This window comes from Streptomyces sp. RG80 (genome assembly GCF_040446465.1).
Lineage (GTDB): Bacteria > Actinomycetota > Actinomycetes > Streptomycetales > Streptomycetaceae > Streptomyces.
Window position 1 is genome coordinate 760,662 of sequence record NZ_JBEAAJ010000003.1, and the last position, 25,377, is coordinate 786,038.

Below are 25,377 nucleotides of genomic sequence, written 5' to 3' on the forward strand. Positions count from 1 at the left end.
CGGTCGTCGCCGGGTCGGCGTACGTGGGGACCGGCCGCCTACGCCCGCCGGTCCACGTACTCGTACACCACCCCGTCGGGATGCATGGCGATCAGGTTGCGTCCCGCCGGGGTCCCCACCGGTCCCGCGATGATGTGCGCGCCCAGTTCGGACAGGACCCGGTGGGCCTCGTCGACGTCCTTGACGGCGATGGTGGCCGCGACCTTGCGGAGGATCTCCAACTCGGCCTCGGGGCCGCTCATCAGGAGGAAGCAGCCGACGGCGGCCACCTGGACGCCGCCGCGTTCGAAGCGGAGGGCGGGGCCGCCGGCGAGCCGTTCGTAGAAGGGGACCGCGGTCTCCAGGTCGTCGACGCAGACACGCAGCGTGGCTCCCAGAATGTCCATGCGGACGAGCCTAGTCGGGGCGGCCTGGCCGGGAGATCGTTTCACGCGATCCCCCCACCCCGACCACGGGAGGGGAGTCTGCGCGCACCGGTGATCGGCCGTGACGGACGGCGTTATGCGTACGGGCGTGCGGGTACCCGGCGGGCATGGACCGCTTGGATCATCTGGAACACCTGGACAAGCATCTGGTCGACGAGCTGGCGCAGGTGGCGCGCGAGACCGTACGCGAGGAGCTGCGCGAGCAGACCCGCAAGCAGCGCCGCAAGGCCATGCTGTACGCCGCGTCCGGCGCCGTCGCCCTCTATGCGGGTGCCGCCCTCGCCCTCGCGCTGGGGCTGGTCCTCGCCCTCGGCCTGCCCGACTGGGCCGCCGCCCTGATCACCGCGGCGATCCTCGGGGCCGTCGCCTATGTGCTGCGCGGCGCCGCCCGGCCCTCCACGTCCCGGCCCACGCCGGAGCGGGAGGCCGGGCGCGCGGCGAGCCACGACCACGTCGTCGGCGGCACGGCACCGGGCACCCCGCCCAGCGGGCTCGGCATGCCGTATCCGCCGGTACCGCCCGTCGCGCCCGGTGGGGCCGGCGGGGCGGCCGGCGGGCCCGTCGCCGGTACACCGCCGAGGGGAGAGCCCGGGCCCGGCGTACCGCCGAAGCCGGACGACATCGACCCCGAGCAGCCGCACCACCGGGCGTGATGTGTGGTGGGCCGACCGTTGAAGGCGCTGTCCCGGCGGGCCAGGACTGTTGTGGTGACCGGGGCCAGCGGCGGCGTGGGGCGGGCCGCGGCCCGGGCATTCGCCGCCCGCGGCGACCGGGTCGCCCTGCTGGCCCGGGGCCGCGAGGGGCTCGCCGCCGCGGCGGACGAGGTGCAGCGCGCCGGAGGTGAGGCCCTCGTCGTCACCGTGGACATGGCCGACGCCAAGGCGGTGGACGACGCGGCGCAGAAGGTCACCGACGCGTTCGGGCACATCGACGTCTGGGTCAACAACGCCTTCGCCGGGGTCTTCGCCCCGTTCACCGAGATCACCCCGGACGAGTTCCGCAGGGTGACCGAAGTGACGTACCTGGGCTATGTGTTCGGCACCCGGGCGGCGCTGCGGCACATGCTGCCGCGCGACCGGGGGACGATCGTGCAGGTCGGCTCGGCGCTCGCGTACCGCGGGGTGCCGTTGCAGTCGGCGTACTGCGGCGCCAAGCACGCCATCCAGGGCTTCAACGAGTCCCTGCGCTGCGAGTTGCTGCACTCCGGCAGCGGTGTCCGTACGACGATGGTGCAGCTGCCGGCCGTCAACACCCCGCAGTTCGACTGGGTGTTGAGCCGGATGCCGGGGCGGGCCCGGCCCGTCGCGCCGGTGTACCAGCCGGAGGTGGCGGCGCGGGCGATCGTGCACGCGGCGGCTCACGGGCGGCGGCGGGAGTACTGGGTGGGCGGTTCCACCGCGGCCACCCTCGTCGCCAATGCCGTGATCCCGGGAGCGTTGGACCGCTATCTGGCGCGGACCGCGTTCGAGTCGCAGCAGGACGAGGGGGCGCACGGCGTCACCGGCAACCTGTGGAGCCCGGCGGACGGGCCTCATGGGCGCGACTTCGGGGCGCACGGTCGGTTCGACGAGGAGTCGACGTCGAGCAGCCCGCAGGACTGGTTCTCGCGCAACCGAGGGCGGGCAGGAACCGCCCTCGCCCTCGGGGCGGGGATCCTGACCGCCCGTTCGGTGTGGCGCCGCCGCTAGCGGAGAAGCAGCGAGTCGGTCCTCGGGGCTCGGGGGCCGCCCCGGACATCAGGCCACCCTGAGCTCGCTCGGGGGCCGTCCCCGGACATCAGGCCACCCTGAACTCCCGGGCGTCCTCGGCTCGTAGCGTCAGGCCGTGGCCGATGCCCGTCAGTGGGCGCACCGTGCCGCCGGTCGGGTCCAGGGCGCCGTCGAAGAGCATCGACTCGATGCGGACGTGGTCGTGGAACCACTCCATGTGGCGGAGGTTGGGGATCGAGGCAGCGGCCGCGGCGTGGGCGTGCGGGGCGCAGTGGGTGGACACCTCCAGGCCGTGGGCCTGAGCCAGGGCGGCGGCGCGCAGGAACTCGGTCAGTCCGCCGCAGCGGGTGGCGTCGATCTGGAGGCAGTCGACCGCGCCGGCGGCGATCATGCGGGCGAAGTAGGGGAGGTCGTAGCCGTACTCGCCCGCCGTGACGTCGCAGACCACCGCGTCCCTCACCAGGCGCAGCCCCGTCAGGTCGTCCGAGGACACCGGCTCCTCGAACCAGCCCACGCCCAGCTCGGCGAGGACCCCGCCGACCCGGACCGCCTGCTTGCGGGTGTACGCGCCGTTCGCGTCGACGTACAACTCGGCGCGCGTGCCGATCACTTGGCGCGCCGCGCGGACCCGGGCGAGGTCACGGGGGACCGCCCGGCCCCAGCCCTCACCGATCTTGATCTTGACGCGCGGGATCTGCTGCCCGTGCACCCAGCCGCCCAACTGGGCCGCCAGATGCGTGTCGTCGTACGTCGTGAAGCCGCCGCTGCCGTAGACCGGCACCCGGCGCCGGGCGGTGCCGAGGAGCTGGACGAGAGGGACCTCCAGGAGACGGGCCTTGAGGTCCCACAGGGCGATGTCGAGCGCCGAGATCGCGCACGCGGCGATGCCCTGCCGGCCCGCGTTGCGCACCGAGCGGCACATCGCGTCGTGCACGGCCGGGATGTCCAGCGCCTCGCGGCCCTCCACCAGCGGGGCCAGGTGCTGGTGCAGGAAGTCGCCGATCGCCGGCGGGCCGTACGTCCAGCCGGTGCCGGTCGCGTCGCCCGCGGTCACCTCGGTGACCACCATGGTCGTGGACTCCCAGGCCAGGGTGCCGTCGGCCTCGGGGGCGTCGGTCGGCACCGTGTACACCGACACCGCCGGGAGGTGCAGCTTCATCGTCAGCCCTGCTGGAGCTGCGGCAGCACCTTGGTGCGGTAGAAGTCGAAGAAGCCGCGCTGGTCCGGGCCGATCTGGTTGACGTAGACCCGGTCGAAGCCGGCGTCGGCGAACGCGGACAGCGCCGCCACGTGCTCGTCCACGTCGTCCCCGCACACCGCCTTCTCGCTCACCGTCTCCTCGCCGACCAGCGGCTGGAGCTGCTCGAAGTGGCTCGGAGAGGGCAGGATCTGCGCCATCTCGCCCGGCAGGAACTGGTTCGCCCACAGCCGGTGCACGGTCCGTACCGCCTCCTCGCGGTCGGTGCCCCAGCAGACCTTCGTACCGCCGCTGACGAGCTTCGCGCCCCCGCCGCCCTTGCGGAACTGGGCCACCATCGACTCGTCCGGCGTCATCGTGATGTAGCCGTCGCCCACCCGGGCCGCCAGCGAGGTCGCCGCCGGGCCGAACCCGGAGATGTCGATGGGCACGGGCTCGTCGGGGACGGTGTAGAGGCGGGCGTTCTCGACCTGGTAGTGCGTGCCGTGGTGGTTGACCTCCTCGCCGGTGAAGAGCCGGCGCATGATCTGGATCGACTCCTCCAGCATCTCCAGACGGATGTGCGCGGGCGGCCAGACATGGCCCAGGATGTGCTCGTTGAGGGCCTCGCCGCTGCCCACCCCCAGCCGGAAGCGGCCGTCCGTCATGACGGCCGTGGTCGCCGCGGCCTGCGCCACCACCGCCGGGTGCGTGCGGACGGTCGGGCAGGTCACCGCCGTCTCCACGGGCAGCGACACCGCCTCCGAGAGCGCGCCGAGGACCGACCAGACGAACGGGCTCTGGCCCTGGGCGCCGTTCCACGGGTGGTAGTGGTCCGAGATCCACAGCGAGCGGAATCCGGCCTGTTCGGCCATCCTCGCCTGCTCGACGAGATCCGCGGGGCCGAACTCCTCGCAGGACAGGAAGTAGCCGTACTCGGGCATGGGGTACCTCCGATACCTCATCGACGGGAGGGACGGGACGCGGTCCGGGTACCCGGCGGCGAGGCCGGAAACCGGCGGACGTGAGGTGCGGTGTGCGGCGCCCGGCGGACGTTTGGGCCACCTGGCCAGGGGGACGCGGAAGGCTCCCGAGGTACGCGACAGCCCCGGAGGCGCACTGTGAGTCGACCCCGCATCGTGATCGTCGGCGCCGGTTTCGCCGGGTACCGGACAGCCCGAGAACTGTCCCGGAAGGCCCGGGGGAGGGCCGAGATCACCCTGCTGAACCCGACCGACCACTTCCTGTATCTGCCCCTGCTACCCCAGGTCGCCGCCGGCATCCTGGAGCCACGCCGGGTCACCGTCTCCCTGTCGGGCACCCTGCCCCGGGTGCGGCTGGTGCTCGGCGAGGCCCACGGCGTCGACCTGGACGGGCGGACCGTCCACTACACCGACCCCGAGGGCGGCGAGGGCAGCCTGGGCTACGACCGGCTGGTGCTGGCCGCCGGCAGCGTCAACAAGCTGCTGCCCATCCCCGGCGTGGCCGAGCACGCCCACGGCTTCCGCGGACTGCCGGAGGCGCTGTATCTGCGCGACCACGTGACCCGGCAGATGGAACTCGCCGCCGGCGCCGACGATCCCGCCACCTGCGCGGCCCGCTGCACCTTCGTGGTGGTCGGCGCGGGCTACACCGGCACCGAGGTCGCCGCGCACGGACAGCTGTTCACCGACGCGCAGGTACGCGGGCAGCCGCTGCGCGAGGGCATGCGGCCGCGCTGGCTGCTCCTCGACGTCGCGCCGCGGGTCCTGCCCGAACTCGACGAGCATCTCTCCCGCACCGCCGACCGCACGCTCCGGGAACGGGGCGTGGAGGTGCGCATGGGGACGTCCGTGAAGGAGGCCACGCCGAAGGGGGTGCTGCTGACCGACGGCGAGTTCGTCGAGACGCGCACGCTGGTGTGGTGCGTGGGGGTGCGGCCCGATCCGCTCGCCGAGTCGCTCGGGCTGCCGATGGAGCGGGGCCGGCTGCTGGTGGACCCGCAGCTGCGGGTGCCGGGCCGGCCCGAGGTGTTCGCCTGCGGTGACGCGGCCGCGGTGCCGGATGCGCGCAACCCTGGGCAGTACACGCCGATGACCGCCCAGCACGCCTGGCGGCAGGGGCGCACGGCCGCCCACAACGTGGCCGCCTCCCTGGGGGACGGCACGAGCCGGCCCTACGTCCACCGGGACCTGGGGTTCGTCGTGGACCTCGGCGGTGCGAAGGCGGCCGCCAACCCGCTGAACATCCCGCTGTCCGGTGTGGCGGCCGGCGCGATCACCCGCGGCTACCACCTCGCGGCGATGCCCGGCAACCGGGTCCGGGTCGCGGCGGACTGGCTGCTGGACGCCGTACTGCCCCGGCAGGCCGTCCAGTTGGGCCTCGTCCGCTCCTGGTCGGTCCCCTTGGACACGGCCTCCCCCGAGCTGGCCCGCGTACCGGGGCGCCCGGAGCGCGGTGCCGGGGCGGACACGGAGGAACCGGCGAAGACGCGGTCCGGTGCCGGAACGGCCAGGAGCGGGGCGGGCGGTGGGCCCGCGAAGGGCCGGTCGGGCGGTGGGCCCGCGAAGGGGCGGGCAGGCCGTGAGCCCGCCAAGAACCAGCCCGGCGGCGAACCGGCGAAGAACCAGCCCGGCGGCGAACCCGCCAAGAACCAGCCCGGCGGTGAGCCCGCCGGGCCCCACGGTCCTGACGCGGCCCCGGACCCGGATGCCGCCCCGGGCCCCGTGAAGCGCTCCGACCGCCCCGCCACCTCCGCAGAGGGAGACTCATGAACACCGCCGAACTCGTGGACCTGGGACAGCAGTTGCGCGTGGACAGCGTGCGCGCGGCCGATGCCGCGGGGTCCGGGCATCCGACCTCGTCGATGTCCGCCGCCGACCTGATGGCCGTACTGCTCGCGCACCACTTCCGCTACGACTTCGACCGCCCCGCCCACCCCGGCAACGACCGCTTCGTCCTCTCCAAGGGACACGCCTCACCCCTCCTCTACGCCTCCTACAAGGCGGTCGGCGCGATCGACGACGCCGAACTGGCCACGTTCCGGGGGCTCGGCAGCCGACTCGAGGGGCACCCCACGCCGCGCAGGCTGCCGTGGGTGGAGACGGCCACCGGGTCGCTCGGGCAGGGGCTGCCCGTCGGGGTCGGGATCGCGCTCGCCGGCAAGCGGCTGGAGCGCACCGACTACCGCGTGTGGGTGCTGTGCGGGGACAGCGAACTCGCCGAGGGCTCCGTGTGGGAGGCGGCCGAGCACGCCGCGCACGAGCACCTCGACAACCTCACGGTGATCGTCGACGTCAACCGGCTCGGCCAGCGCGGCCCGACCCGGCACGGCCACGACCTGGACGCCTACGCCCGCCGTTTCCAGGCCTTCGGTTGGCACACCGTCGAGGTGGACGGACACGACGTGGACGCCGTCGACCGCGCGTACGGCGAGGCGGTCTCCACCGCCGGACAGCCCACCGCGATCCTCGCCCGCACCCTCAAGGGCAAGGGCGTCGAGGCCGTCCAGGACCGCGAGGGCCTGCACGGCAAGCCGCTGCCCGACGCCGACGAGGCGATCGCCGAACTCGGCGGCCCCCGCGACCTCCGCATCCACGTCCACGAACCGCCCGCCGCCCGCATGCTGCACGCCGTACGCGCCGGACACCTCGAACTGCCCAGGTGGGACAAGGGATCCGACGAGAAGATCGCCACCCGGGACGCCTACGGACAGGCCCTCGCCGCCCTCGGCACCGCGCGCGGCGACGTCGTGGCCCTGGACGGCGAGGTCAGCGACTCCACGCGCGCGGAGTTCTTCGCCAAGGAACACCCCGACCGGTTCTTCGAGTGCTACATCGCCGAACAGCAGATGGTCGCCGCCGCGGTGGGACTCGCCGCGCGCGGCTTCGTGCCGTACGCCTCGACCTTCGCGGCCTTCCTCACGCGCGCGTACGACTTCGTGCGCATGGCCTCCGTGAGCGGCGCCGGCATCAACCTCGTCGGCTCGCACGCGGGTGTCGCCATCGGGCAGGACGGGCCCTCGCAGATGGGTCTGGAGGATCTGGCGATGATGCGGGCGGTGCACGGCTCGACCGTGCTGTACCCGTGCGACGCCAACCAGACCGCGCACCTCGTCGCTGCCATGGCGGGCCTGGACGGCATCCGCTATCTGCGTACCTCGCGCGGCGGCGGCCCGGTGCTCTACGGCCCCGACGAGGAGTTCCCCGTCGGTGGAAGCAAGGTACTGCGCTCCTCGGACCGCGACCGGCTGACGATCGTCGCGGCGGGCGTCACCGTGTTCGAGGCGCTGGCCGCCGCCGACGCGCTGGCCGGGCAGGGCATCGCCGTCCGGGTGATCGACCTGTACTCCGTGAAGCCCGTCGACCGGCTCACCCTGCGCCGGGCCGCCGAGGAGACCGGCTGTCTGGTGACCGTGGAGGACCACCACGAGGAGGGCGGCCTCGGCGACGCCGTCCTCGACGCGTTCCTCGACGGACGGCCCGTACCGCGCCTGGTGCGGCTGGCCGTCCGTACGATGCCCGGCTCGGCCTCGCCCGACGAACAGCTGCACGCCATGGGCATCGACGCCGAGTCGATCGCGGCGGCCGCCCGCCTGCTGGTCGAAGAGGCGATCGTACGGTGAGCGAGGACGCCACCCGGACGGTGCGGGCCGGGCGCCGCACCGTCGAGGTGCACCGGCCGAACAAGGTCCTCTTCCCCGGCGACGGGGCGGGCAAGGAGTACACCAAGGCCGACCTGGTCGACTACTACCGGGCCGTCGCCCCCTTCATGCTGCCCCACCTGCGGGGCCGTCCGCTGATGCTGGAGCGGCTCCCGGACGGCGTCGGCGGTCCGACGTTCATGCAGAAGAACACCCCGGAGTCCTATCCGGACTGGATCCAGCGCGTCGAACTGCCGAAGGAGGGCGGCACGGTTTGCCACACCGTGTGTGACGACACCGCCACCCTCGTCTACCTCGCCGACCAGGCCTGTCTCACCCTGCACCGCTGGCTGTCCCGCGTCGGACGCGTCGAGCGCCCCGACCGGATGGTCTTCGACCTCGACCCCTCCGGGGACGACTTCGCGCCGGTCCACGAGGCGGCCTGGCTGCTGGCGGAGCTGCTCGACGAGCTGAAACTGCCCTCGGCGCTGATGACGACAGGCTCGCGCGGCCTGCACGTGGTGGTGCCGGTGAACGGGCACGACGACTTCGACGAGGTGCGCGCGTTCGCCCGGGAAGTCGCCGAAACCCTGGCCGCCGCGCACCCCGAGAAGTTCACCACCGCCCCCCGCAAGAAGGACCGCGGCGACCGCCTCTACCTGGACATACAGCGCAACGGCTACGCCCAGACCGCGGTCGTGCCCTACACCGTGCGCGCCAGGCCCGGCGCCCCCGTGGCCACCCCCATGTCCTGGACCCAGCTGGACGACCCCGGCCTCGACGCCCGCCGCTGGAGCGTCGAGGACGCCGTCGACCAGGCCCGCACCAACCCCTGGGCCGGTGTGATGACCGGGGGCCGGGCTCTGGGACCCGCCCGGCGCAGGCTCAACGCGTTGCGTGGATGACCCGCGTAGGTCTCGGAGGTTTGGCGAACGTGAGTGCGGCCACCCGGAGTGAGAGGTGGCCATGGCAAACACAAAAAACACATCAGACGCTCAGGATTCACAGGAATCTCCCAAAAAGACGGAAAAGGACACGGCGGAGGACCGGCCGAACCCCATGCAGGTGCTGCGTCATGCGCGCACCCAGCTCGCGGAGCTCACCGGCATGGCCGCCGAATCGGTGTCGTCCTTCGAGCAGACCGAGGACGGCTGGTCGCTGGAGATCGAGGTCATGGAGCTCGCGAGGGTTCCGGACACGATGAGCCTGATGGCGAGCTATCAGGTCGATCTGGACCCCGAGGGCCAGCTGACCGGTTACCGGCGCGTTCGTCGTTACGAACGCGGGCGGGCCGACTCACACAGGCCGGGCGGCCGGTAGGTCGCCCTCTGGTCCCCGTCACACCCACAGACAAGGAGGAGCGGTCGGCATGACCGTTGTCCCGGCACAGCAGAGCGGCGGCGGAGGCGGCAGCAGCGGTCTCTACGACGTCCTGGAACTTGTCCTCGATCGGGGGCTCGTCATCGACGCGTTCGTACGGGTCTCCCTGGTCGGTATCGAAATCCTCAAGATCGACGTCCGGGTCGTCGTCGCCAGCGTCGACACCTATCTGCGCTTCGCCGAAGCGTGCAACCGGCTCGACCTCGAGGCCGGTCCCCGCAAGGCCCCCGGCCTGCCCGACCTGGTCGGCGAGATCACCGAGTCCGGCGCCCGCGGCAAGTCCAAGGGAGCCCTGTCCGGCGCCGCGCAGACCCTCTCCGACGCCTTCAAGCAGGCGCGCGACGAGGGCGGGAACGAAGAGCGAACCGAACAGCGACCGCGGGCCCGTAAGTCGACGGCCGCGCGCCGGAAGGAGGAGCAGGAGTGAGCACGTACGTGTACGGCATCACGGACGGCTCCCAGGCGAAGCTGCCCGACGGCATGGGCGGCGTCGGCGATCCGCCGCGCCCGGTGCGCATCCTCAAGGAGGGCGACCTGGCGGCCGTCGTCAGTGACGCGCCCGAAGGGCTGCGTCCCAAGCGCAAGGACCTGCTCGCCCACCAGAGCGTGCTCGCCGAGGCCGGCGCGGGCGGCTGTGTGCTGCCCATGCGGTTCGGCAGCGTCGCACCCGACGACGACACCGTCACCGCGGTGCTCGCCGAACGAGCCGAGCACTACAAGGAGCGGCTGCGGACGCTGGACGGCAAGGTCGAGTACAACATCAAGGCCACGCACGACGAAGAGGCCGTACTGCACCGGGTGATGGCCGAGAACCCCGAACTGCGCGCCCAGACCGAGGCCAACCGGCAGGCGGGCGGCGGCAGTTACGAGGAGAAGCTACGGCTCGGCGAGATGGTGGTCGCCGCCGTCAAGGCGCGCGAGGCCGAGGACGCCGCCGAGGTGCAGCACGACCTGGCGGCCGTCGCCGCCGCCGTCAGCGCCGGTCCCGAGTCGACCGGCTGGCTCGCCAACGTGTCGTTCCTGGTGGACCGCGACGCGGCCGAGGAGTTCATGGCCTCGGTGGAGCAGGTCCGCAAGTCCCGACCGCACCTCGAACTGCGGGTCAACGGCCCGCTGCCGCCGTACAGCTTCGTGGAGCCCGGCCCCGCCGAGCCCGCGGGCAGCACGGCCGGTGCGGAGAGTTCAGGAGAGTGACGTCGTGGGCCTGATCGGAGAGGTCCTGCTGCTGCCGTTCGCCCCGGTGCGCGGGAGTGCGTGGGTGATCGGACAGGTGCTGCGCGAGGCGGAGCGGATCTACTACGACCCGGCCACGGTCCGGGCCGAACTCGCGCAGCTGGAGGAGCAGTTGGAGTCGGGCGAGATCGACGAGGAGGAGTTCGACCGCAGGGAGGACGAACTCCTCGACCGACTGGAGATCGGCTCGCGCTCGCGGGCCGGCACGGACGAGTGGACATCAGGATGAATCGAGTGGGACTCGGCCTTGCGGTAGGGGCCGGGTACGTCCTCGGACGTACCAAGAAGCTGAAACTGGCCTTCGCCGTGGGCACGTTGGTGGCCGGCAAGCGGATGAACCTGAGCCCGCGCGCGGTCGCGGACCTGGTCTCCGGACAGCTGCGGAACAACCCGCAGTTCAAGGAGATCGGGGACCAGCTGCGCGAGGATCTGCGCGGGGTCGGCAAGGCGGCCTCGGGCGCGATGGTCGAGCGGCAGATCGACGCGATCGCCGACCGGCTGCACGGACGTACCGCCCAGGTCCGCGACCAGATCGCGGGCGTGGTGCCGGACACGTCGGACCTCGGCTTCGAGGACGAGGACGAGGACGACGCCGAGCGCGCCGAGCACGACGAGAGCGACGACGCGGGCGAGGACGAGGAGTACGCGGCCGACGAGGACGAAGAGCCCGAGGCGGAGTCGGACGACGAGTCCGGGCCGCGCCGTAAGGCGGCCGAGAAGAAGCCTCCGGCGAAGAAGGCCCCGCCCGCCAAGAAGGCGGCCAAGAAGACCTCGGAGCGGGCCCCGGCCAAGAAGGCGCCGGCGAAGAAGGCGGCCGCGAAGAAGACGACCGCGGCCAAGAAGACGACCGGCAAGAAGACCGCCGCGGCGCGCACCGCCGCCCGCGGTACCAGGTCCCGGGTGTCGAAGGGAGGCGGTGAGTGATGACGGAGACCCTCGGTTCCGCGGGTTCCGCGGCGCGCGGCGCCACGAAGCAGGCCGGCCCGCTCGGCAACCTCGCCCAGAGCGAGGCCACCGACCGGCTCAAGGCCGAGGTGCAGGAATACCTCACCGCGCAGGCCCAGCGCCTGCTGATCGGCGCCGGCCGCAAGCTCGGCGAGAGCACGGTCAAACTCAACGACATCGCCGAAGGAAAGAGCCCGGGCTTCGCCAAGCTCGCGCTCGACGGCGGCCGCAAGCTCGCCGAGGGCAAGGGGCCACTGCGCTCCGCCCTGGAGCTCGGGGCCTCCCGCGCCAAGGAGAACGTGATGGGCGCCCTCAAGAACCTCGGCGGGGGCAAGGGCAAGCGCAAGGGCGGGGCGGGCAAGAAGCCGACGGTGATCATCGAGTACGTCGACGTCGGCGTACCGCTGCGCGCCGCCTACGACCAGTGGACCCAGTTCCAGGACTTCAGCACCTTCGCCAAGGGCGTCAAGAGCGCCAACCGCGCCGACGACACGACCTCGGACTGGCAGATGAAGGTCTTCTGGTCCAACCGCAGCTGGAAGGCCCACACCACCGAGCAGGTCCCCGACGACCGCATCGCGTGGACGTCGGAGGGCGCCAAGGGCACCACCAAGGGTGTCGTCTCCTTCCACCGGCTCGCCGACAGCCTCACGCGGGTCCTGCTGGTGATCGAGTACTACCCCAAGGGCCTGTTCGAGAAGACCGGCAACATCTGGCGCGCCCAGGGTCGCCGGGCCCGGCTCGACCTCAAGAACTACGTCCGCTTCGTCACCCTCAAGGGCGAGGTCGAGGACGGCTGGCGCGGCGAGATCCGCGACGGCGAGGTCGTCCGCAGCCACGAGGACGCCGTCGCCGAGGAAGAGGGCGAGCAGGACGAGGAGGCGTACGAGGGCGAGGAAGAGCAAGCTGAGGAAGAGGGCCCCTACGCCGAGGAAGAGGGCGAGGAAGGCGAGGAGGACGCGGAGGAGGACGAGAAGGCCGAGTACGACGACGAGGAGGACGCGGCGGAGGCCGAGGACGACGAAGAGCCCGAGGGTGAGTACGACGAGGAGGCCGCGGACGAGGAGGATTACGAGTACGCCGAGGGTGGGAGCCGTCGATGACGACCCCCGGACGGCTGCCCGAGCCCTACGGCCGCGGTGACGGCAGCGCGAACCTCGCCGACATCCTGGAGCGCGTCCTCGACAAGGGCGTGGTCATCGCCGGCGACATCCGGATCAACCTGCTCGACATCGAACTGCTCACCATCAAACTGCGTCTCATCGTCGCCTCCGTCGACAAGGCGAAGGAGATGGGTATCGACTGGTGGGAGGACGACCCCGCCCTCTCCACCCGGGCCCGTCGCGACGAACTCACCAGAGAGAACGCCGAGTTGCGCGAGCGAATCGCCCGCCTGGAACCCGGCAGGACCGAGAAGGAGACCTGATGACCGGACTGCGTTACGTGTACGCCGTCTGCCGGCCGTTCAAGGCGCCCCTTCAGGTCCAGCTGTCGGGCGTGGCGGGCGATCCGCCCAGACTGCTGGCCCACCACGGCCTGATCGCCGTGGTCAGCCATGTGCCGGAGCGGGACTTCGCCGAAGGACCGCTCCACACGCGTCTGGAGGACCTGGACTGGCTCACCGAGACCGCCCGCGCCCACCAGGGCGTCATCGACGCCCTCACCGTCGTCACGACCCCGCTCCCGCTGCGCCTCGCCACCGTCTTCCGGGACGACAGCGGCGTACGCACCATGCTGGAGGCCCGCGAGGCCGACTTCCGGCGCACCCTGGACCGGCTGGAGGGCCGGGTGGAGTGGGGCGTCAAGGTGTACGTCGAGGCCGAACCGCAGGACGACTCCGCACCGGCGCAGAAGGCGGCCAGCGGCCGGGACTACCTACGGCAGCGCAGTTCGCGGGTACGGGCCCACGAGGACGCCTGGCAGCGCGCCGAGGCATTCGCGAGCGGACTGCACGAAACGCTGTCCGACTACGCCGAGGATTCCCGGCTGCACACCCCGCAGAATCCCGCGCTCTCCGGTGCGGCGGGCCGCAATGTGCTCAATGCCGCCTATCTGGTGCCGCGCGCCCATTCCGAGGAATTCGTGGAACTCGTCGACCGGACCAAGGGCGAAGCACCCGGAATGCGGGTCGAACTCACCGGCCCCTGGGCCGCCTATTCCTTCGCGGGAGAGAAACCGTGACCGTCGTCGAACGCCGGGAGATCGCCCTGGTGGACCTGCTCGACCGGCTGCTCGCCGGCGGGGTCGTCATCAAGGGCGACATCACGCTGCGCATCGCGGACGTCGACCTCGTCCGCATCGACCTCAACGCCCTGATCAGCTCCGTGAACGCCCAAGTACCCTCGCCGTGGGGAGACTCGACGTGACGCACGCCCGCAACCGGCTGGACCTCGAACCCGACACCGTCGAGCGCGACCTGGTCAAACTCGTCCTGACCGTGGTGGAGTTGCTGCGTCAGCTCATGGAGCGCCAGGCGCTGCGCCGCTTCGACGACGGTGGACTGACCGAGGAGCAGGAGGAGCGGATCGGGCTCACCCTGATGCTGCTCGACGACCGCATGACCGAGCTGCGCGAGCGGTACGGCCTGCGGCCCGAGGACCTGAATCTGGACCTCGGGCCGCTGGGACCACTGCTTCCCCGGGAGTGAATTCTCCCGGTTACTTATCGCTCCGGATCAACTCCGGATATCCGGTATCTCGGAATCACGCCGGACGTCGCCGGGTGATTCACCACCTGTACCAACGGCCCCTGCCTCCGGCCGCGGTGGTCCCGCGCATCAGGAACCCCAGCAGCCAGAGCACCAGCACCGCCAGTGCGATCCACCAGAGAATCTTCACCGCGAATCCGGCACCGAACAGAATAAGCGCCAGAAGCAGTACGAGCAGGATGGCAACCATAATGTGAACCTCCTGCTGTCCGGGTTTCCCGAAAACCAGGATTCAGGCACTCTTCCTGCACAGAATTTCTCCGTGCAGGACGGCGAACCAGCCGTCCTCGCGCTTGCCCCACTCCCGCCAGGCCTCCGACACGGCCGTCAGCCGCTCCGGCGTGGCGTGGCCGCCCTCCGCCGCCCGGTCGGCGTACGCCGAGGCCACGGTGCGGTCCGCCCACAGCCCGCTCCACCACGCCCGCTCCTCGGCGGTGGAGTAGGTCCAGGTGGAGGAGGTGGCGGTGAGGTCCGTCAGGCCCGCCGCCAGCGCCCAGGACTTCAGCCGGCGCCCGGCGTCCGGCTCGCCGCCGTTGGCGCGGGCCACGCGACGGTACAGCTCCAGCCAGTCGTCCATGCCCTCGGAGGCCGGGTACCAGGTCATCGCGGCGTAGTCCGAGTCGCGGACGGCGATGAACCCGTTCGGCCGGGTCACCCGCCGCATCTCGCGCAGCGCCTGGACCGGGTCGCCGACGTGCTGGAGCACCTGGTGGGCGTGGACCACGCAGAAGGTGTCGTCCGGATAGTCCAGGGCGTGCACGTCGGCGACCGCGAAGTCGACGTTCGTCAGGCCGCGCCCGGCGGCCGTGGCCCGGGCCTGCTCCAGGATGCCGGGCGCGTGGTCGACGCCGGTGACCCGGCCGTCGGGCACCAGTTCCGCCAGGTCGGCGGTGATGGTGCCGGGGCCGCAGCCGATGTCCAGGATCTTCATGTGGGGCTTCAGCGAACCGAGCAGGTAGGCGGCGGAGTTGGCGGCGGTGCGCCAGGTGTGCGAGCGCAGCACCGACTCGTGGTGCCCGTGCGTGTAGACAGCGGTCTCCTGCGGCTTCGGCATGTGCGGCTTCGACATGGCTGAACTCCCCTGTTCGACGTCCTGTCGGTGATCGGCAGCGTACGCCCGCATGTCGAATGATGAGACCGCCGTTTTGCTATCTGGACTGACGGTGAGTCAATTCTTGGGGATCGGGCGGTACACCGTGAGCGCCTCGGGGAGCTTCTCCAGCGTCACCTCGCCCGCCACCTCGGTGACTTCGCCGTCGTAGGCGAGGAGCGAACCCGGCGCCACACCCGCCAGGTGCAGCCGGCCCACCTGGACCGCCGCGTGCACGGGGGAGCGGGTCAGCGGGCCGGCGAGGGCGGCCGCCAGCAGCCGCACCGCGGGCCGCCGTCCGCCGTGCACCACCCGCACGTCCAGCTGCCCGTCCGCGAGGTCATGGCGGCGGCCCGGCGTCAGGCCCACCCGGTGGTAGGTGCCGTTCCCGACGAACAGCAGCCACAACGGCCGCGCCCGGCCCCGGAACTCGGCCTCCAGCGGATGCCGGTCGGCGCGCAGCACCCGCAGCGCCGCGAGCACCCCGGCCGGCCAGCCGCCGATCCGGCTCGACCAGCGGTCCCGCTCCTGCACCAGCTCCGGGTACACGCCGAAGCTGCACGTGTTGAGGAAGATGCCCTGGGTGCCGTCGGCCCGTGCGCTGTCGCCTCGGCCTTCGTCGGCCCGGGTCCCGTCGCTCCGGGCGCCGTCGCAGGTGAACCGGCCCACGTCCACGCGCACGCCCTCGCCGCCCCGCACGGCCCCGGCCAGATCGCGGACGTCCTCCACGCCCAGGTCGTAGGCGAAGTGGTTCAGCGTGCCGCCCGGCAGCACCGCGAGCGGCAGGTCGTACCGCAGGGCGACCTCGGCGGCGGCGTTCACCGTGCCGTCCCCGCCGCACACCCCGAGCACCCGGGCGCGGGGCGCCGCCTTCTCCAACTCGGCGCGCACATCGGAGGGTTCGCACTCCACGACCTCGCATCCCGGCAGCGCGTCCTGGAGGGCGCGCACCCGCTCCACGCTGCCCGCGGCACCGTTGGCCACCACGATCAGACCCTCGCCGTCGGGCAGCGCCGGCACCGCGGCCCGGGGCCGGGCCGGCGGCACGATCTGGGCCCGCGTCGGCACCAGGCCCCGTACGGCGAACGCGGCCCCCACCCCGAGCGCCGCACCGGCCAGCACATCGCTCGGGAAGTGCACGCCCGTGTAGACCCGGGACAGCGCGACCGACCACGCCACCGGCGCCACCGCCGCGCCCCAGGCCGGGGACTCCAGCGCGACACCGGCCGCGAAGGCGGCCGCCGACGCCGAGTGGCCGGAGGGGAACGAGGTGGTGATGGGCTGCCGCTTCAGCTGCCGCACCAGCGGCACCGGATCCAGCACCGGCCGGGGCCGGCGCACGGACCGCTTGCCGAGGGTGTTGATGGTGAGCGAGGCCAGGGTCAGCGAGGCCAGTCCGCGGGCGGCGGCCCGGCGGGCCCGCGGGGTGCGGCTCGCCGTCATCGCGGCCGCCGCGGCGAACCACAGCACACCGTGGTTGGCGCTCCGGCTCAGCCGCGGCAACACGGGCTCGGCGAGGGGCCAGTTCCGCTCGGCGGCGAACTCGAAAAGCCGGCAGTCCAGCGCCAGCAGCGCGTCACGGACGCCGTGCCGACCGGGCTTCGGGGCGGTGAGGTCCACGTCAGGGGTCATGCCGTGACAGGTACCCTGAAGTGGCCGTTTCTTGCCCTGGAGCGGTCACGACACCGGAGGCTTGCCGCATGCGACTGCTCCTCGTCCGGCACGGTCAGACCCCGTCCAACGTCGACTTCCTGCTCGACACGGCGATTCCCGGGCCCGGCCTGACCGCCCTCGGCGAACGCCAGGCGGCCGCCCTGCCCGAGGCGCTCGCCGACGAGGACGTCGAGGCCCTGTACGCCTCCACGCTGATCCGCACCCAGCTCACCGCCGCCCCGCTGGCCGCCGCCCGCGGCCTGGACATCGTCGTGCGCGACGGCATCCGCGAGGTGTCCGCCGGGGATCTGGAGATGCTGGACGGCTACTCGGAGGCGGGCCGGACCTACATGGAGACGATCTTCGCCTGGTCCGCCGGCGACACCGAGCTGCGGATGCCGGGCGGGGAGAGCGGCGCCGAGGTGCTCGCGCGCTACGACGCCGTGGTCGCCGAGGCGGCGGACCTCGGGGCCGGCACGGTCGCCCTGGTCAGCCATGGCGCGGCGATCCGGATGTGGACCGCCGCGCGCGCCGACAACGTCGACGTCGACTTCGCCGCCGCCCGCCCCCTCGACAACACCGGCGTGGTGATCCTGGAGGGCTCCCCGGCCGACGGCTGGAAGGCCCTGTCCTGGGCGGGCGCGGTCGTGGCGACCACGGGCCGGGGACCGGAGAGCGGACCGGCGGGGCGGCCGCTGGACGAGGTCGAGTAACGGGGCGTCGGGCGACGGGGAGACTGGGCGGCGCGGCGTCGGGTGGGGCGCGGCGGTCGAGCGTGTACGACGGTCGCGTACCCGCCGCATACGTCAGCCCGTGTACGACCATCCGTCTACGACCGCCCGTCGACTGTATGCGGTCGGCAGCATGTCGGTCTCGTGCCCCGTCGAGCCGGTCCGGCGCCGGATATGCGTTTGCCCGGTCCCGCCCCCGACCAGCACAATGCGGCTCCATGGGACATCTGGAAGCCGCACACCTCGAGTACTACCTCCCCGACGGGAGGGCGCTGCTCGGCGATGTGTCGTTCCGGGTCGGCGAAGGGGCCGTGGTCGCCCTGGTCGGGCCCAACGGCGCCGGCAAGACGACCCTGCTGCGGCTGATCTCCGGCGAGCTGAAGCCGCACGGCGGGACCGTCACCGTCAGCGGCGGGCTCGGTGTGATGCGCCAGTTCGTGGGCTCCGTACGGGACGAGTCGACCGTACGGGACCTGCTGGTGTCGGTCGCCTCGCCGCGGATCCGTGAGGTCGCGCAGGCCGTCGACAAGGCCGAGCACCTGATCATGACCGTCGACGACGAGGCCGCCCAGCTGAAGTACGCGCAGGCGCTCGCCGACTGGGCCGAGGTGCGCGGGTACGAGGCGGAGACGCTGTGGGACATGTGCACCATGGCCGCGCTGGGCGTCCCCTACGACAAGGCGCAGTTCCGGCAGGTGCGCACCCTCTCCGGCGGCGAGCAGAAGCGGCTCGTGCTGGAGGCGCTGCTGCGCGGCACCGACGAGGTGCTGCTGCTGGACGAGCCGGACAACTACCTCGACGTGCCCGGCAAGCGGTGGCTGGAGGAGCGGCTGAAGGAGACCCGCAAGACGGTCCTCTTCGTCTCCCACGACCGCGAACTCCTCGCCCGCTCGGCCGAGAAGATCATCTCGGTGGAGCCCTCGCCGACCGGCGCGGACGCCTGGGTGCACGGCGGCGGCTTCGCCACCTACCACGAGGCCCGCCAGGAACGCTTCGCCCGTTTCGAGGAGTTGCGCAGGCGCTGGGACGAGAAGCACGCTCAGCTGAAGAAGCTCGTCCTGAACCTCCGTCAGGCGGCCTCCATCAGCCATGAGTTGGCCTCCCGCTACCAGGCCGCACAGACCAGGCTGCGCAAGTTCGAGGAGGCCGGCCCGCCGCCCGAGCCGCCGCGCGAGCAGGACATCAAGATGCGGCTCAAGGGCGGCCGTACCGGCGTAAGGGCCGTCACCTGCCAGGGACTTGAGCTCACCGGCCTGATGAAACCCTTCGACCTGGAGGTCTTCTACGGCGAACGCGTCGCCGTGCTCGGCTCCAACGGCTCCGGCAAGTCGCACTTCCTGCGGCTGCTGGCCGGCGAGGGCGTCGCGCACACGGGCGGCTGGAAGCTCGGGGCACGGGTCGTGCCGGGGCACTTCGCCCAGACCCACGCGCACCCCGAGCTGGTCGGCCGCAAGCTCCTGGACATCCTGTGGACGGAACACTCCCAGGACCGGGGTGCCGCGATGTCCCGGCTGCGCCGCTACGAGCTCACCCAGCAGGCCGAGCAGGCCTTCGACCGGCTCTCCGGCGGCCAGCAGGCCCGCTTCCAGATCCTCCTGCTGGAACTTCAGGGCGTCACGGCCCTCCTCCTGGACGAGCCCACGGACAACCTGGACCTGGAGTCCGCCGAGGCCCTCCAGGAGGGCCTGGAGGCCTTCGACGGCACGGTCCTCGCGGTCACCCACGACCGCTGGTTCGCCCGCTCCTTCGACCGCTACCTGGTCTTCGGCAGCGACGGACGCGTCCGCGAGACGCCGGAGCCGGTGTGGGACGAGCGGCGGGTGGAACGGGCACGGTAGCGGGCCCACCGGTCACAACCGGTGGGCCGGGGACGGCGCCGGGGGCGACCCGCGCTCACGCCCAGCGCAGCAGCGCCCCCAGGCCGCCCACCGGCCCCTCGGCCCCGTTCGCCTCCGTCGCGGGCGTCACCGCCAGAGCGGCGGCGCCGGTGGCGACCGCCGAGCGGATCAGGGCGTCGTCCGCCCGGGCCGACCAGGAGTTCTGCTCGCCGAGGATCGTCAGCTCCGTACGGCGCACCGCGATCTGGTCCGGATCCTCGCCGATCCACACCTGGCGATGCGCGTCGGGCCCGTCCGGGTGCAGCAGCAGCTCGTCGATACGGTGCTCACGGGCGGCCTCGACCAGCGCGGGCACGCCCTCCGCGGCCCCGGCCCGCCCGTCGGCACCCGGCTCACGGGCCGCGAGGAACCGTTCCAGCTCGCGCTGTGCCCGCTGCCGTACATGCTCGGTGCGGGCCCGCTCCACGTCCTCCTCCAGCAGCCTGCTGCCGGTGCCGTGGGGGGCCTCGACCACCAGGTCGTGCAGCCGCTCGGGCAGCCGCCGGCGCACGGTCCGCCGCTCCCGGTCGTCCCCCACGAGGACCAGCAGGTCGGCCCGTGTCTCCTCCTGGCAGACGCTGAGCGCGTCGGCGATCTCGGCCGCGTTGTGCTCCCAGGTGTTCTCGACCTTCAGCTGGAAGTGCCGCTCGGACCAGTCCGCGGAGCCCGTACGGTGCATCGGCCAGGTCCGCCCGGTCACCGTGCCGGCGTCCTTTCGGCCCAGCCCGGTGCGCAGCTCGAAGTCGGCGCCCTTGCGGTCGACGTAGGCCACGACACAGACCGGGTCCTCGCCCGCCAGCTCCAGCAGGGGCGCGGTGTGCGGCAGCGGTGCCCAGCGGGCCAGGTCGCCCCGCGGGGAGCGGGCCAGCGGCGGATCCAGCACCACCTCCCCGGCCCGGGCGAACAGCGCGCGGCCATGTGGCTCGGGGGAGTGCCGCAGATCCTCCAGCGCGCTCCGTACCGCCCGGCACGTCGCGTCGTCGGCGCCCTGTTCGGCCAGCTCCCGGGCCATCGCCTCGGCGGTGAGGTGCCGCACGTGGGCGGTGTTCTCGGTGTGGCGGGAGGTGTCGACGTAGACGGAGGCCCAGGGGCCCGGATGTTCGTAGAGTGGATGCAGAAAGGCGAGATCCATGGTTTCTCCCGGATGCCGCTCGGGGGTAGTGCTCACCGGGCGGGTACCCGAAGCCCATGAACGAACACGACGAGTGGAACACCGCCATGACCGGAGTCGACCCCAGCACGCTGGACGACCAGCAGCTCATGAAAGAGCTGGAGAACATCCACCGCACGCGCCACGACACGCTGCTGTACGCCTCGAACGACGCGCTGCGCGCCCACAACGGCCGGATGGCCGAACTGGAGGGCGAGTACCTGCGCCGCAACCCGCGGCGCCCCGTCGCCGCCGGCCGCACCCGCGAGGGTGCGCGGGAACGCGGGCGCGCCCCGCTGGGAGAACGCTCCTGACGCCGCGGGCCCGTGAGGGCCGGGCGCGCAGTGTTCCGCGCCCGCGCCCGAGACGGGGCGCAGTTCCCCGCGCCCCGCCCCGATGGCCCGCTCAGCGCAGCGCCGGCGGCCGGTTCCAGTACCGGTGTCCGGCCACGGCCGCCACGAACGCGCGTACGAACTCCGCGCTCGCCGTGCCGGGTGAGGTGTCCGTCACGACGCCCTGGTCCGAGACCACGGTGTGGAACTCGGTGGACACCCGCACGCCCTCCGGTTCCAGGGCCGACAGCACGCCCACGCCGGAGCCGAGCGCGCCCACCGGCTTGCCGTGCCGGTAGGCGTCCCGCACGAAGCGCATCGCGTCCTGGTCGGCGGTGAGCGGCGGGGTGCCGGTGGGGCCGCCGGGCAGCAGGACCGCGTCGTACAGCACCGAGGCGACGGTCGGCAGTGCGCGGTCGACCGTATACCGTTCACCGTCGGCACCCTCGATCGTGCCGTCCGTCGCCGCCAGCGCCTCCACGATCGCCCCCTCGGCGGCCAGCGCCTCGCGTACCGACGTCACCTGCTCGGCGTCCACACCGTCCGTCACCAGGACCGCGATCTGCCGGGTACGGATCGAGCCGTCGCCGCGCAGCGACTCCAGGCTCAGCGCGGGGGAGAGCGGCTTGCTAGGGGTCTCGCCGGGCGCGGCCGGCTCCGGGACCCCGATACCGCGGGCCACCTCGACGGCCAACTCGCCGTCCACCTGCGCCAGTTGCTCGACCGTACGGGCCCGTACCGCCAGCGCGTCGACCTTGCCCAGCTCGAACCGGAAGGCCGCGACGATGTGCTGCCGCTCCCAGTCGGACATGCTCTTCCAGAACAGCGCGGGCTGGCTGTAGTGGTCCTGGAAACTCGGGCTGCGCCGACGGATCTTGGCGCCGTCGACCCGTTCCGCGTAGTGGGTGTACGCGGACCCGTCGACGCCCGCGTGGGCCGGACAGCCGCCTCCGAGCGAGTTCGGGAAGTAGTTCGTGCCGCTGTGGATCGTGTGCTGCCCGTACCCGTCGCGCTGGTTGGTCCGCACCGGCGCCACCGGCCGGTTCACCGGCAGCTGCGCGAAGTTGGGGCCGCCGAGACGGATCAGCTGGGTGTCCAGATAGGAGAAGTTGCGGGCCTGGAGCAGCGGGTCGTTGGTGAAGTCGATGCCGGGCACGACGTTCGCCGTGTGGAAGGCGACCTGCTCGGTCTCGGCGAAGAAATTCTCCGGGTTGCGGTCCAGCACCATCCGGCCGATCGGCCGCACCGGCACCTGCTCCTCCGGGATGAGCTTCGTGGCGTCCAGCAGATCGAAGTCGAAGGCGAACTCGTCCTCCTCCGGCACCAGTTGGACACCGAGCTCCCACTCCGGGTACTCGCCCGCCTCGATCGCGTCCCACAGGTCACCGCGGTTGAAGTCCGGGTTGCGGCCCTGGCACTCCTGCGCCTCGTCCCACACCAGCGAGTGCACCCCGAGCCGCGGCTTCCAGTGGAACTTCACGAACGTGCCGCGCCCGTCGGCGTTCACGAACCGGAAGGTGTGCACGCCGAAGCCCTGCATCATGCGGTAGCTGCGCGGGATCGCCCGGTCCGACATCAGCCACATGATCGCGTGCAGCGTCTCCGGCTGGAGCGACACGAAGTCCCACAGGGTGTCGTGCGCGGAGGCGCCCGTGGGGATGTCGTTGTGCGGCTCCGGCTTCACCGCGTGCACGAAGTCGGGGAACTTGATGCCGTCCTGGATGAAGAAGACCGGGAAGTTGTTGCCGACCAGGTCGTAATTGCCCTCCGACGTATAGAACTTGGTCGCGAAACCGCGCACGTCCCGCACAGTGTCCGCCGAGCCCTTCGGCCCCTGCACGGTGGAGAACCGGACGAAGACCGGCGTGCGCACGGCGGGGTCCTGGAGGAAGGCGGCACGGGTGAACTCCGCGCACGACTCGTACGGTTCGAAGTACCCGTAGGCGCCCGCGCCCCGCGCGTGCACCACCCGCTCCGGGATCCGCTCGTGGTCGAAGCGGGTGAGCTTCTCCCGGAAGTGGAAGTCCTCCATCGCCAGGTGCCGTGGGCTCGCCGGGAACGCGCTGCGGTTCAGATGCCGGGCCAGCTCCAGCCGGACCGCGCCCAGCGACGCCCCCGGGCGCCCCGGGGCCACGGGCCCGCCCGCGAGCACCGGATCGTCGTCGGCGGTCGGCTCGGGGTCGTGCCACTCCTCGGCCCGCGTGGGGTGACCGGACCGCAGCAGCCCCTGGAGCTCGTGTTTCATCTCGTCGTCGCGGTGGACCCCGAGCCGGTCGCTGCCTCGCTGCATGGTGCTCCCTCCAGATCTTCGAGAAGTGGCCTCCGCGTACCCGAGGACAGGACCCCGACACGGGGGTTTGTCCTCCGCTTCGGGGGAGACCCGGCCGGACACCCCCCACGCGATCCCGGAGAGGGAGAACGTCATGGCGGTCCTCGCTGTGTTCATCCCGCTTCTCATGCTCGGCGTGGTGCTGGCACTGGGCCGCTATGAGGAGCTGCTGCTGCCCGAGGAACGGGAGGAACCAGTGGCGCTGCCGGCTACTTCTTCTCCCGGCCCGGCAGGAACTCCTGCACCTTCGCCTTGAACCCCTGCCTGATCATGGACCCGCGGTCCGCGTCGCCCTTCAGGATCGACTCGGCCGTGGCCTCCATCTGGTCCCAGGTGGCATGCGGAGGGATCGGCGGTACGGCGGGGTCGGTGAGGAACTCGATCACCGCCGGCCCGTCGGCCTCGAGGCCCGCGCGCCAGCCCGCCTCGACGTCCTCGGGCTTCTCCACCCGGATGCCGGTCAGACCGAGCGAGCGGGCGAACGCGGCGTACTGCACGTCCGGAAGCTCCTGCGAGGGCAGGAAGGACGGGGCGCCCTCCATGGCGCGCATCTCCCACGTCACCTGGTTCAGGTCGTGGTTGTTCCAGATGCCCACCACCAGCCGCGGGTCCTCCCACAGGTGCTTGTACTTCGCCGCCGTGATCAGCTCCGCCAGCCCGTTCATCTGCATCGCCCCGTCCCCGACCAGCGCGATCGCCGGCCGGTCGGGATGAGCGAACTTCGCACCGATGGCGTACGGCACTCCGCAGCCCATCGTCGCGAGCGTCCCCGACAGCGAGGACCGCATGCCGTCGCGCATCGTCAGGTGCCGCGCGTACCAGTTGGCCGCCGAACCGGAGTCGGAGCTGATGATCGCGTTGCCCGGCAGCAGCGGGTCCAGGGCGTGGGCCACGTACTCCGGGTTGATCGGATCGGCCGACAGCAGCGCGCGCCGCTCGCTCACCTCACGCCAGCGCGTCACGTTGTCGCACACCGTGTCGTACCACTCGCGCCCGCGCTCCTCCCCGTTGAGCAGGGGGATCAGCCGCTGAAGCGTCGCCTTCGCGTCCCCGACGAGATTCACCTCGTACGGATAACGCATCCCGACCATGTGCGGGTCGATGTCGATCTGCACCCCGCGCGCCTGGCCGAAGTCCGGCAGGAACTGCGTGTAGGGGAAGGACGATCCGATGGTGAGCAGGGTGTCGCAGTCACGCATCAGCTCGTACGACGGGCGGGTGCCCAGCAGACCGATCGCCCCGGTGACGTACGGGAGTTCGTCGCTGAGCGCGTCCTTGCCAAGCAGCGCCTTGGCGACGCCCGCGCCGAGCATTTCGGCGATCCGCCGCACCTCGGCCCGCGCGCCCGAGGCGCCCTGACCGACCAGGATCCCCACCTTGTCGCCGGAGTTGAGGATCTCGGCCGCGCGCAGCAGCGACTCCTCGGACGGCACCGCCGTCCAGGAACTGCGGTCCAGGCTGGACGGCACCATCTTGAACTCGTGGGTGGGCGCGGAGTATTCGAGCTCCTGGACGTCGCCGGGGATGATGATCGCGGTGGGGGAGCGGCGCGCGTACGCGGTGCGGATCGCGCGGTCCAGGACGTTCGGCAGCTGCTCGGGGACCGTCACCGTCTCCACGAAGTCCGAGGCGACGTCCTTGAACAGGGTGTGCAGATCCACCTCCTGCTGGTACGAGCCGCCCATCGCGGTGCGGTGCGTCTGGCCGACGATCGCCAGCACCGGCACATGGTCCAGCTTGGCGTCGTACAGACCGTTGAGCAGATGGATCGCGCCGGGTCCCGACGTCGCCGCGCACACGCCGAGCCGGCCGCTGAACTTGGCGTAGCCGACCGCCTGGAACGCCGACATCTCCTCGTGCCGCGACTGCACGAACCGCGGCTCGTTCTCGGCCCGCCCCCACGCGGCGAGCAGGCCGTTGATGCCGTCACCGGGATAACCGAACACATGGTCCACACCCCACTCGCGCAGCCGTTGCAGGACGTGGTCGGAGACCTTGGTGCTCATGGACGGGACCTC

At 72.1% G+C, this 25,377-nt stretch carries 27 protein-coding genes; 18 read left to right on the forward strand and 9 right to left on the reverse strand.

Annotation, left to right across the window (positions count from 1 at the left end; all coding sequences use genetic code 11):
• Positions 1-38: 38 nt before the first annotated feature.
• Positions 39-386: a VOC family protein gene (locus ABKA17_RS13475; RefSeq protein WP_353692226.1), complete on the reverse strand. Its 348-nt coding sequence runs from the start codon at positions 384-386 to the stop codon at positions 39-41.
• Between the two features lie 146 nt (positions 387-532).
• Here ABKA17_RS13475 and ABKA17_RS13480 point away from each other — a divergent pair, with 146 nt between their 5' ends.
• Positions 533-1,078 carry a phage holin family protein gene (locus tag ABKA17_RS13480; RefSeq protein WP_353692227.1) on the forward strand — a complete coding sequence of 182 codons (546 nt, stop codon included), beginning with the start codon at positions 533-535 and terminating at the stop codon, positions 1,076-1,078.
• A gap of 18 nt (positions 1,079-1,096) precedes the next feature.
• Positions 1,097-2,113 carry an SDR family oxidoreductase gene (locus ABKA17_RS13485; RefSeq protein WP_502994225.1) on the forward strand — a complete coding sequence of 339 codons (1,017 nt, stop codon included), beginning with the start codon at positions 1,097-1,099 and terminating at the stop codon, positions 2,111-2,113.
• Between the two features lie 88 nt (positions 2,114-2,201).
• Here ABKA17_RS13485 and ABKA17_RS13490 read toward each other — a convergent pair whose 3' ends face one another.
• On the reverse strand, positions 2,202-3,293 hold the full coding sequence (locus ABKA17_RS13490) for an enolase C-terminal domain-like protein (protein WP_353692228.1): 1,092 nt from the start codon (positions 3,291-3,293) through the stop codon (positions 2,202-2,204).
• 2 nt (positions 3,294-3,295) lie between these two features.
• A complete protein-coding gene (locus tag ABKA17_RS13495; RefSeq protein WP_353692229.1) occupies positions 3,296-4,255 on the reverse strand; it encodes a TIGR03557 family F420-dependent LLM class oxidoreductase in 960 nt (319 codons plus the stop codon).
• 177 nt (positions 4,256-4,432) lie between these two features.
• Here ABKA17_RS13495 and ABKA17_RS13500 point away from each other — a divergent pair, with 177 nt between their 5' ends.
• From ABKA17_RS13500 to ABKA17_RS13560, 13 genes are all read left to right on the forward strand, one after another.
• Positions 4,433-6,064: an NAD(P)/FAD-dependent oxidoreductase gene (locus ABKA17_RS13500; RefSeq protein WP_353692230.1), complete on the forward strand. Its 1,632-nt coding sequence runs from the start codon at positions 4,433-4,435 to the stop codon at positions 6,062-6,064.
• On the forward strand, positions 6,061-7,914 hold the full coding sequence (locus ABKA17_RS13505) for a transketolase (protein ID WP_353692231.1): 1,854 nt from the start codon (positions 6,061-6,063) through the stop codon (positions 7,912-7,914). The genes ABKA17_RS13500 and ABKA17_RS13505 overlap by 4 nt, the downstream gene beginning before the upstream one ends.
• Complete coding sequence (gene ligD, locus ABKA17_RS13510; protein WP_353692232.1) at positions 7,911-8,837, forward strand: non-homologous end-joining DNA ligase; 927 nt, start codon at positions 7,911-7,913, stop codon at positions 8,835-8,837. The genes ABKA17_RS13505 and ligD overlap by 4 nt, the downstream gene beginning before the upstream one ends.
• A gap of 61 nt (positions 8,838-8,898) precedes the next feature.
• Positions 8,899-9,252 (forward strand): gas vesicle protein GvpO, encoded by a 354-nt coding sequence (locus tag ABKA17_RS13515; protein ID WP_353692344.1) that lies wholly within the window; start codon positions 8,899-8,901, stop codon positions 9,250-9,252.
• A 49-nt stretch (positions 9,253-9,301) separates the two neighbouring features.
• The gene (locus ABKA17_RS13520; RefSeq protein ID WP_353692233.1) at positions 9,302-9,739 is read left to right on the forward strand and encodes a gas vesicle structural protein GvpA; all 438 of its coding nucleotides are present in this window, start codon (positions 9,302-9,304) and stop codon (positions 9,737-9,739) included.
• Positions 9,736-10,506 carry a GvpL/GvpF family gas vesicle protein gene (locus tag ABKA17_RS13525; protein ID WP_353692234.1) on the forward strand — a complete coding sequence of 257 codons (771 nt, stop codon included), beginning with the start codon at positions 9,736-9,738 and terminating at the stop codon, positions 10,504-10,506. The genes ABKA17_RS13520 and ABKA17_RS13525 overlap by 4 nt, the downstream gene beginning before the upstream one ends.
• A 4-nt stretch (positions 10,507-10,510) precedes the next feature.
• Entirely contained in the window at positions 10,511-10,774 is a 264-nt protein-coding gene (locus tag ABKA17_RS13530) for a gas vesicle protein GvpG (RefSeq protein WP_353692235.1), read from the forward strand.
• Entirely contained in the window at positions 10,771-11,469 is a 699-nt protein-coding gene (locus ABKA17_RS13535) for a DNA primase (protein WP_353692236.1), read from the forward strand. Before ABKA17_RS13530 ends, ABKA17_RS13535 begins: the two co-directional genes overlap by 4 nt.
• Positions 11,469-12,593, forward strand: coding sequence for an SRPBCC family protein (locus tag ABKA17_RS13540; protein WP_353692237.1), 1,125 nt, complete (start codon positions 11,469-11,471; stop codon positions 12,591-12,593). Before ABKA17_RS13535 ends, ABKA17_RS13540 begins: the two co-directional genes overlap by 1 nt.
• Positions 12,590-12,916, forward strand: a complete 327-nt coding sequence (locus tag ABKA17_RS13545; protein ID WP_353692238.1) for a gas vesicle protein — start codon at positions 12,590-12,592, stop codon at positions 12,914-12,916. Before ABKA17_RS13540 ends, ABKA17_RS13545 begins: the two co-directional genes overlap by 4 nt.
• The gene (locus ABKA17_RS13550; protein WP_353692239.1) at positions 12,916-13,671 is read left to right on the forward strand and encodes a GvpL/GvpF family gas vesicle protein; all 756 of its coding nucleotides are present in this window, start codon (positions 12,916-12,918) and stop codon (positions 13,669-13,671) included. The genes ABKA17_RS13545 and ABKA17_RS13550 overlap by 1 nt, the downstream gene beginning before the upstream one ends.
• On the forward strand, positions 13,668-13,856 hold the full coding sequence (locus ABKA17_RS13555; protein WP_353692240.1) for a gas vesicle protein: 189 nt from the start codon (positions 13,668-13,670) through the stop codon (positions 13,854-13,856). The genes ABKA17_RS13550 and ABKA17_RS13555 overlap by 4 nt, the downstream gene beginning before the upstream one ends.
• Positions 13,853-14,137: a gas vesicle protein K gene (locus ABKA17_RS13560; protein ID WP_353692241.1), complete on the forward strand. Its 285-nt coding sequence runs from the start codon at positions 13,853-13,855 to the stop codon at positions 14,135-14,137. Before ABKA17_RS13555 ends, ABKA17_RS13560 begins: the two co-directional genes overlap by 4 nt.
• A gap of 79 nt (positions 14,138-14,216) precedes the next feature.
• On the opposite strand, the gene ABKA17_RS13565 is transcribed toward ABKA17_RS13560, so the two are convergent.
• The 3 genes from ABKA17_RS13565 to ABKA17_RS13575 all read right to left on the reverse strand — a co-directional run bounded on the left by ABKA17_RS13565 (position 14,217) and on the right by ABKA17_RS13575 (position 16,919).
• A complete protein-coding gene (locus ABKA17_RS13565) occupies positions 14,217-14,387 on the reverse strand; it encodes a hypothetical protein (protein WP_059195288.1) in 171 nt (56 codons plus the stop codon).
• Between the two features lie 42 nt (positions 14,388-14,429).
• Positions 14,430-15,251: a class I SAM-dependent methyltransferase gene (locus ABKA17_RS13570; RefSeq protein ID WP_353692345.1), complete on the reverse strand. Its 822-nt coding sequence runs from the start codon at positions 15,249-15,251 to the stop codon at positions 14,430-14,432.
• A gap of 114 nt (positions 15,252-15,365) precedes the next feature.
• Positions 15,366-16,919: a bifunctional phosphatase PAP2/diacylglycerol kinase family protein gene (locus tag ABKA17_RS13575; protein WP_353692242.1), complete on the reverse strand. Its 1,554-nt coding sequence runs from the start codon at positions 16,917-16,919 to the stop codon at positions 15,366-15,368.
• Positions 16,920-16,987: 68 nt separating this feature from the next.
• Here ABKA17_RS13575 and ABKA17_RS13580 point away from each other — a divergent pair, with 68 nt between their 5' ends.
• On the forward strand, positions 16,988-17,653 hold the full coding sequence (locus tag ABKA17_RS13580) for a histidine phosphatase family protein (protein ID WP_353692243.1): 666 nt from the start codon (positions 16,988-16,990) through the stop codon (positions 17,651-17,653).
• A gap of 236 nt (positions 17,654-17,889) precedes the next feature.
• Positions 17,890-19,509, forward strand: coding sequence for an ABC-F family ATP-binding cassette domain-containing protein (locus tag ABKA17_RS13585; RefSeq protein WP_353692244.1), 1,620 nt, complete (start codon positions 17,890-17,892; stop codon positions 19,507-19,509).
• 55 nt (positions 19,510-19,564) lie between these two features.
• Here the strand turns inward: ABKA17_RS13585 and ABKA17_RS13590 are convergent, their stop codons facing one another.
• Complete coding sequence (locus ABKA17_RS13590) at positions 19,565-20,680, reverse strand: baeRF2 domain-containing protein (protein WP_353692245.1); 1,116 nt, start codon at positions 20,678-20,680, stop codon at positions 19,565-19,567.
• Between the two features lie 56 nt (positions 20,681-20,736).
• Between ABKA17_RS13590 and ABKA17_RS13595 the strand changes: the two genes are divergently transcribed.
• A complete protein-coding gene (locus ABKA17_RS13595; protein WP_353692246.1) occupies positions 20,737-21,012 on the forward strand; it encodes a DUF6158 family protein in 276 nt (91 codons plus the stop codon).
• Between the two features lie 91 nt (positions 21,013-21,103).
• Here the strand turns inward: ABKA17_RS13595 and ABKA17_RS13600 are convergent, their stop codons facing one another.
• Positions 21,104-23,320 (reverse strand): catalase, encoded by a 2,217-nt coding sequence (locus tag ABKA17_RS13600; RefSeq protein WP_353692247.1) that lies wholly within the window; start codon positions 23,318-23,320, stop codon positions 21,104-21,106.
• A 248-nt stretch (positions 23,321-23,568) separates the two neighbouring features.
• On the reverse strand, positions 23,569-25,365 hold the full coding sequence (locus ABKA17_RS13605; RefSeq protein WP_353692248.1) for a thiamine pyrophosphate-requiring protein: 1,797 nt from the start codon (positions 25,363-25,365) through the stop codon (positions 23,569-23,571).
• Positions 25,366-25,377: the final 12 nt, after the last annotated feature.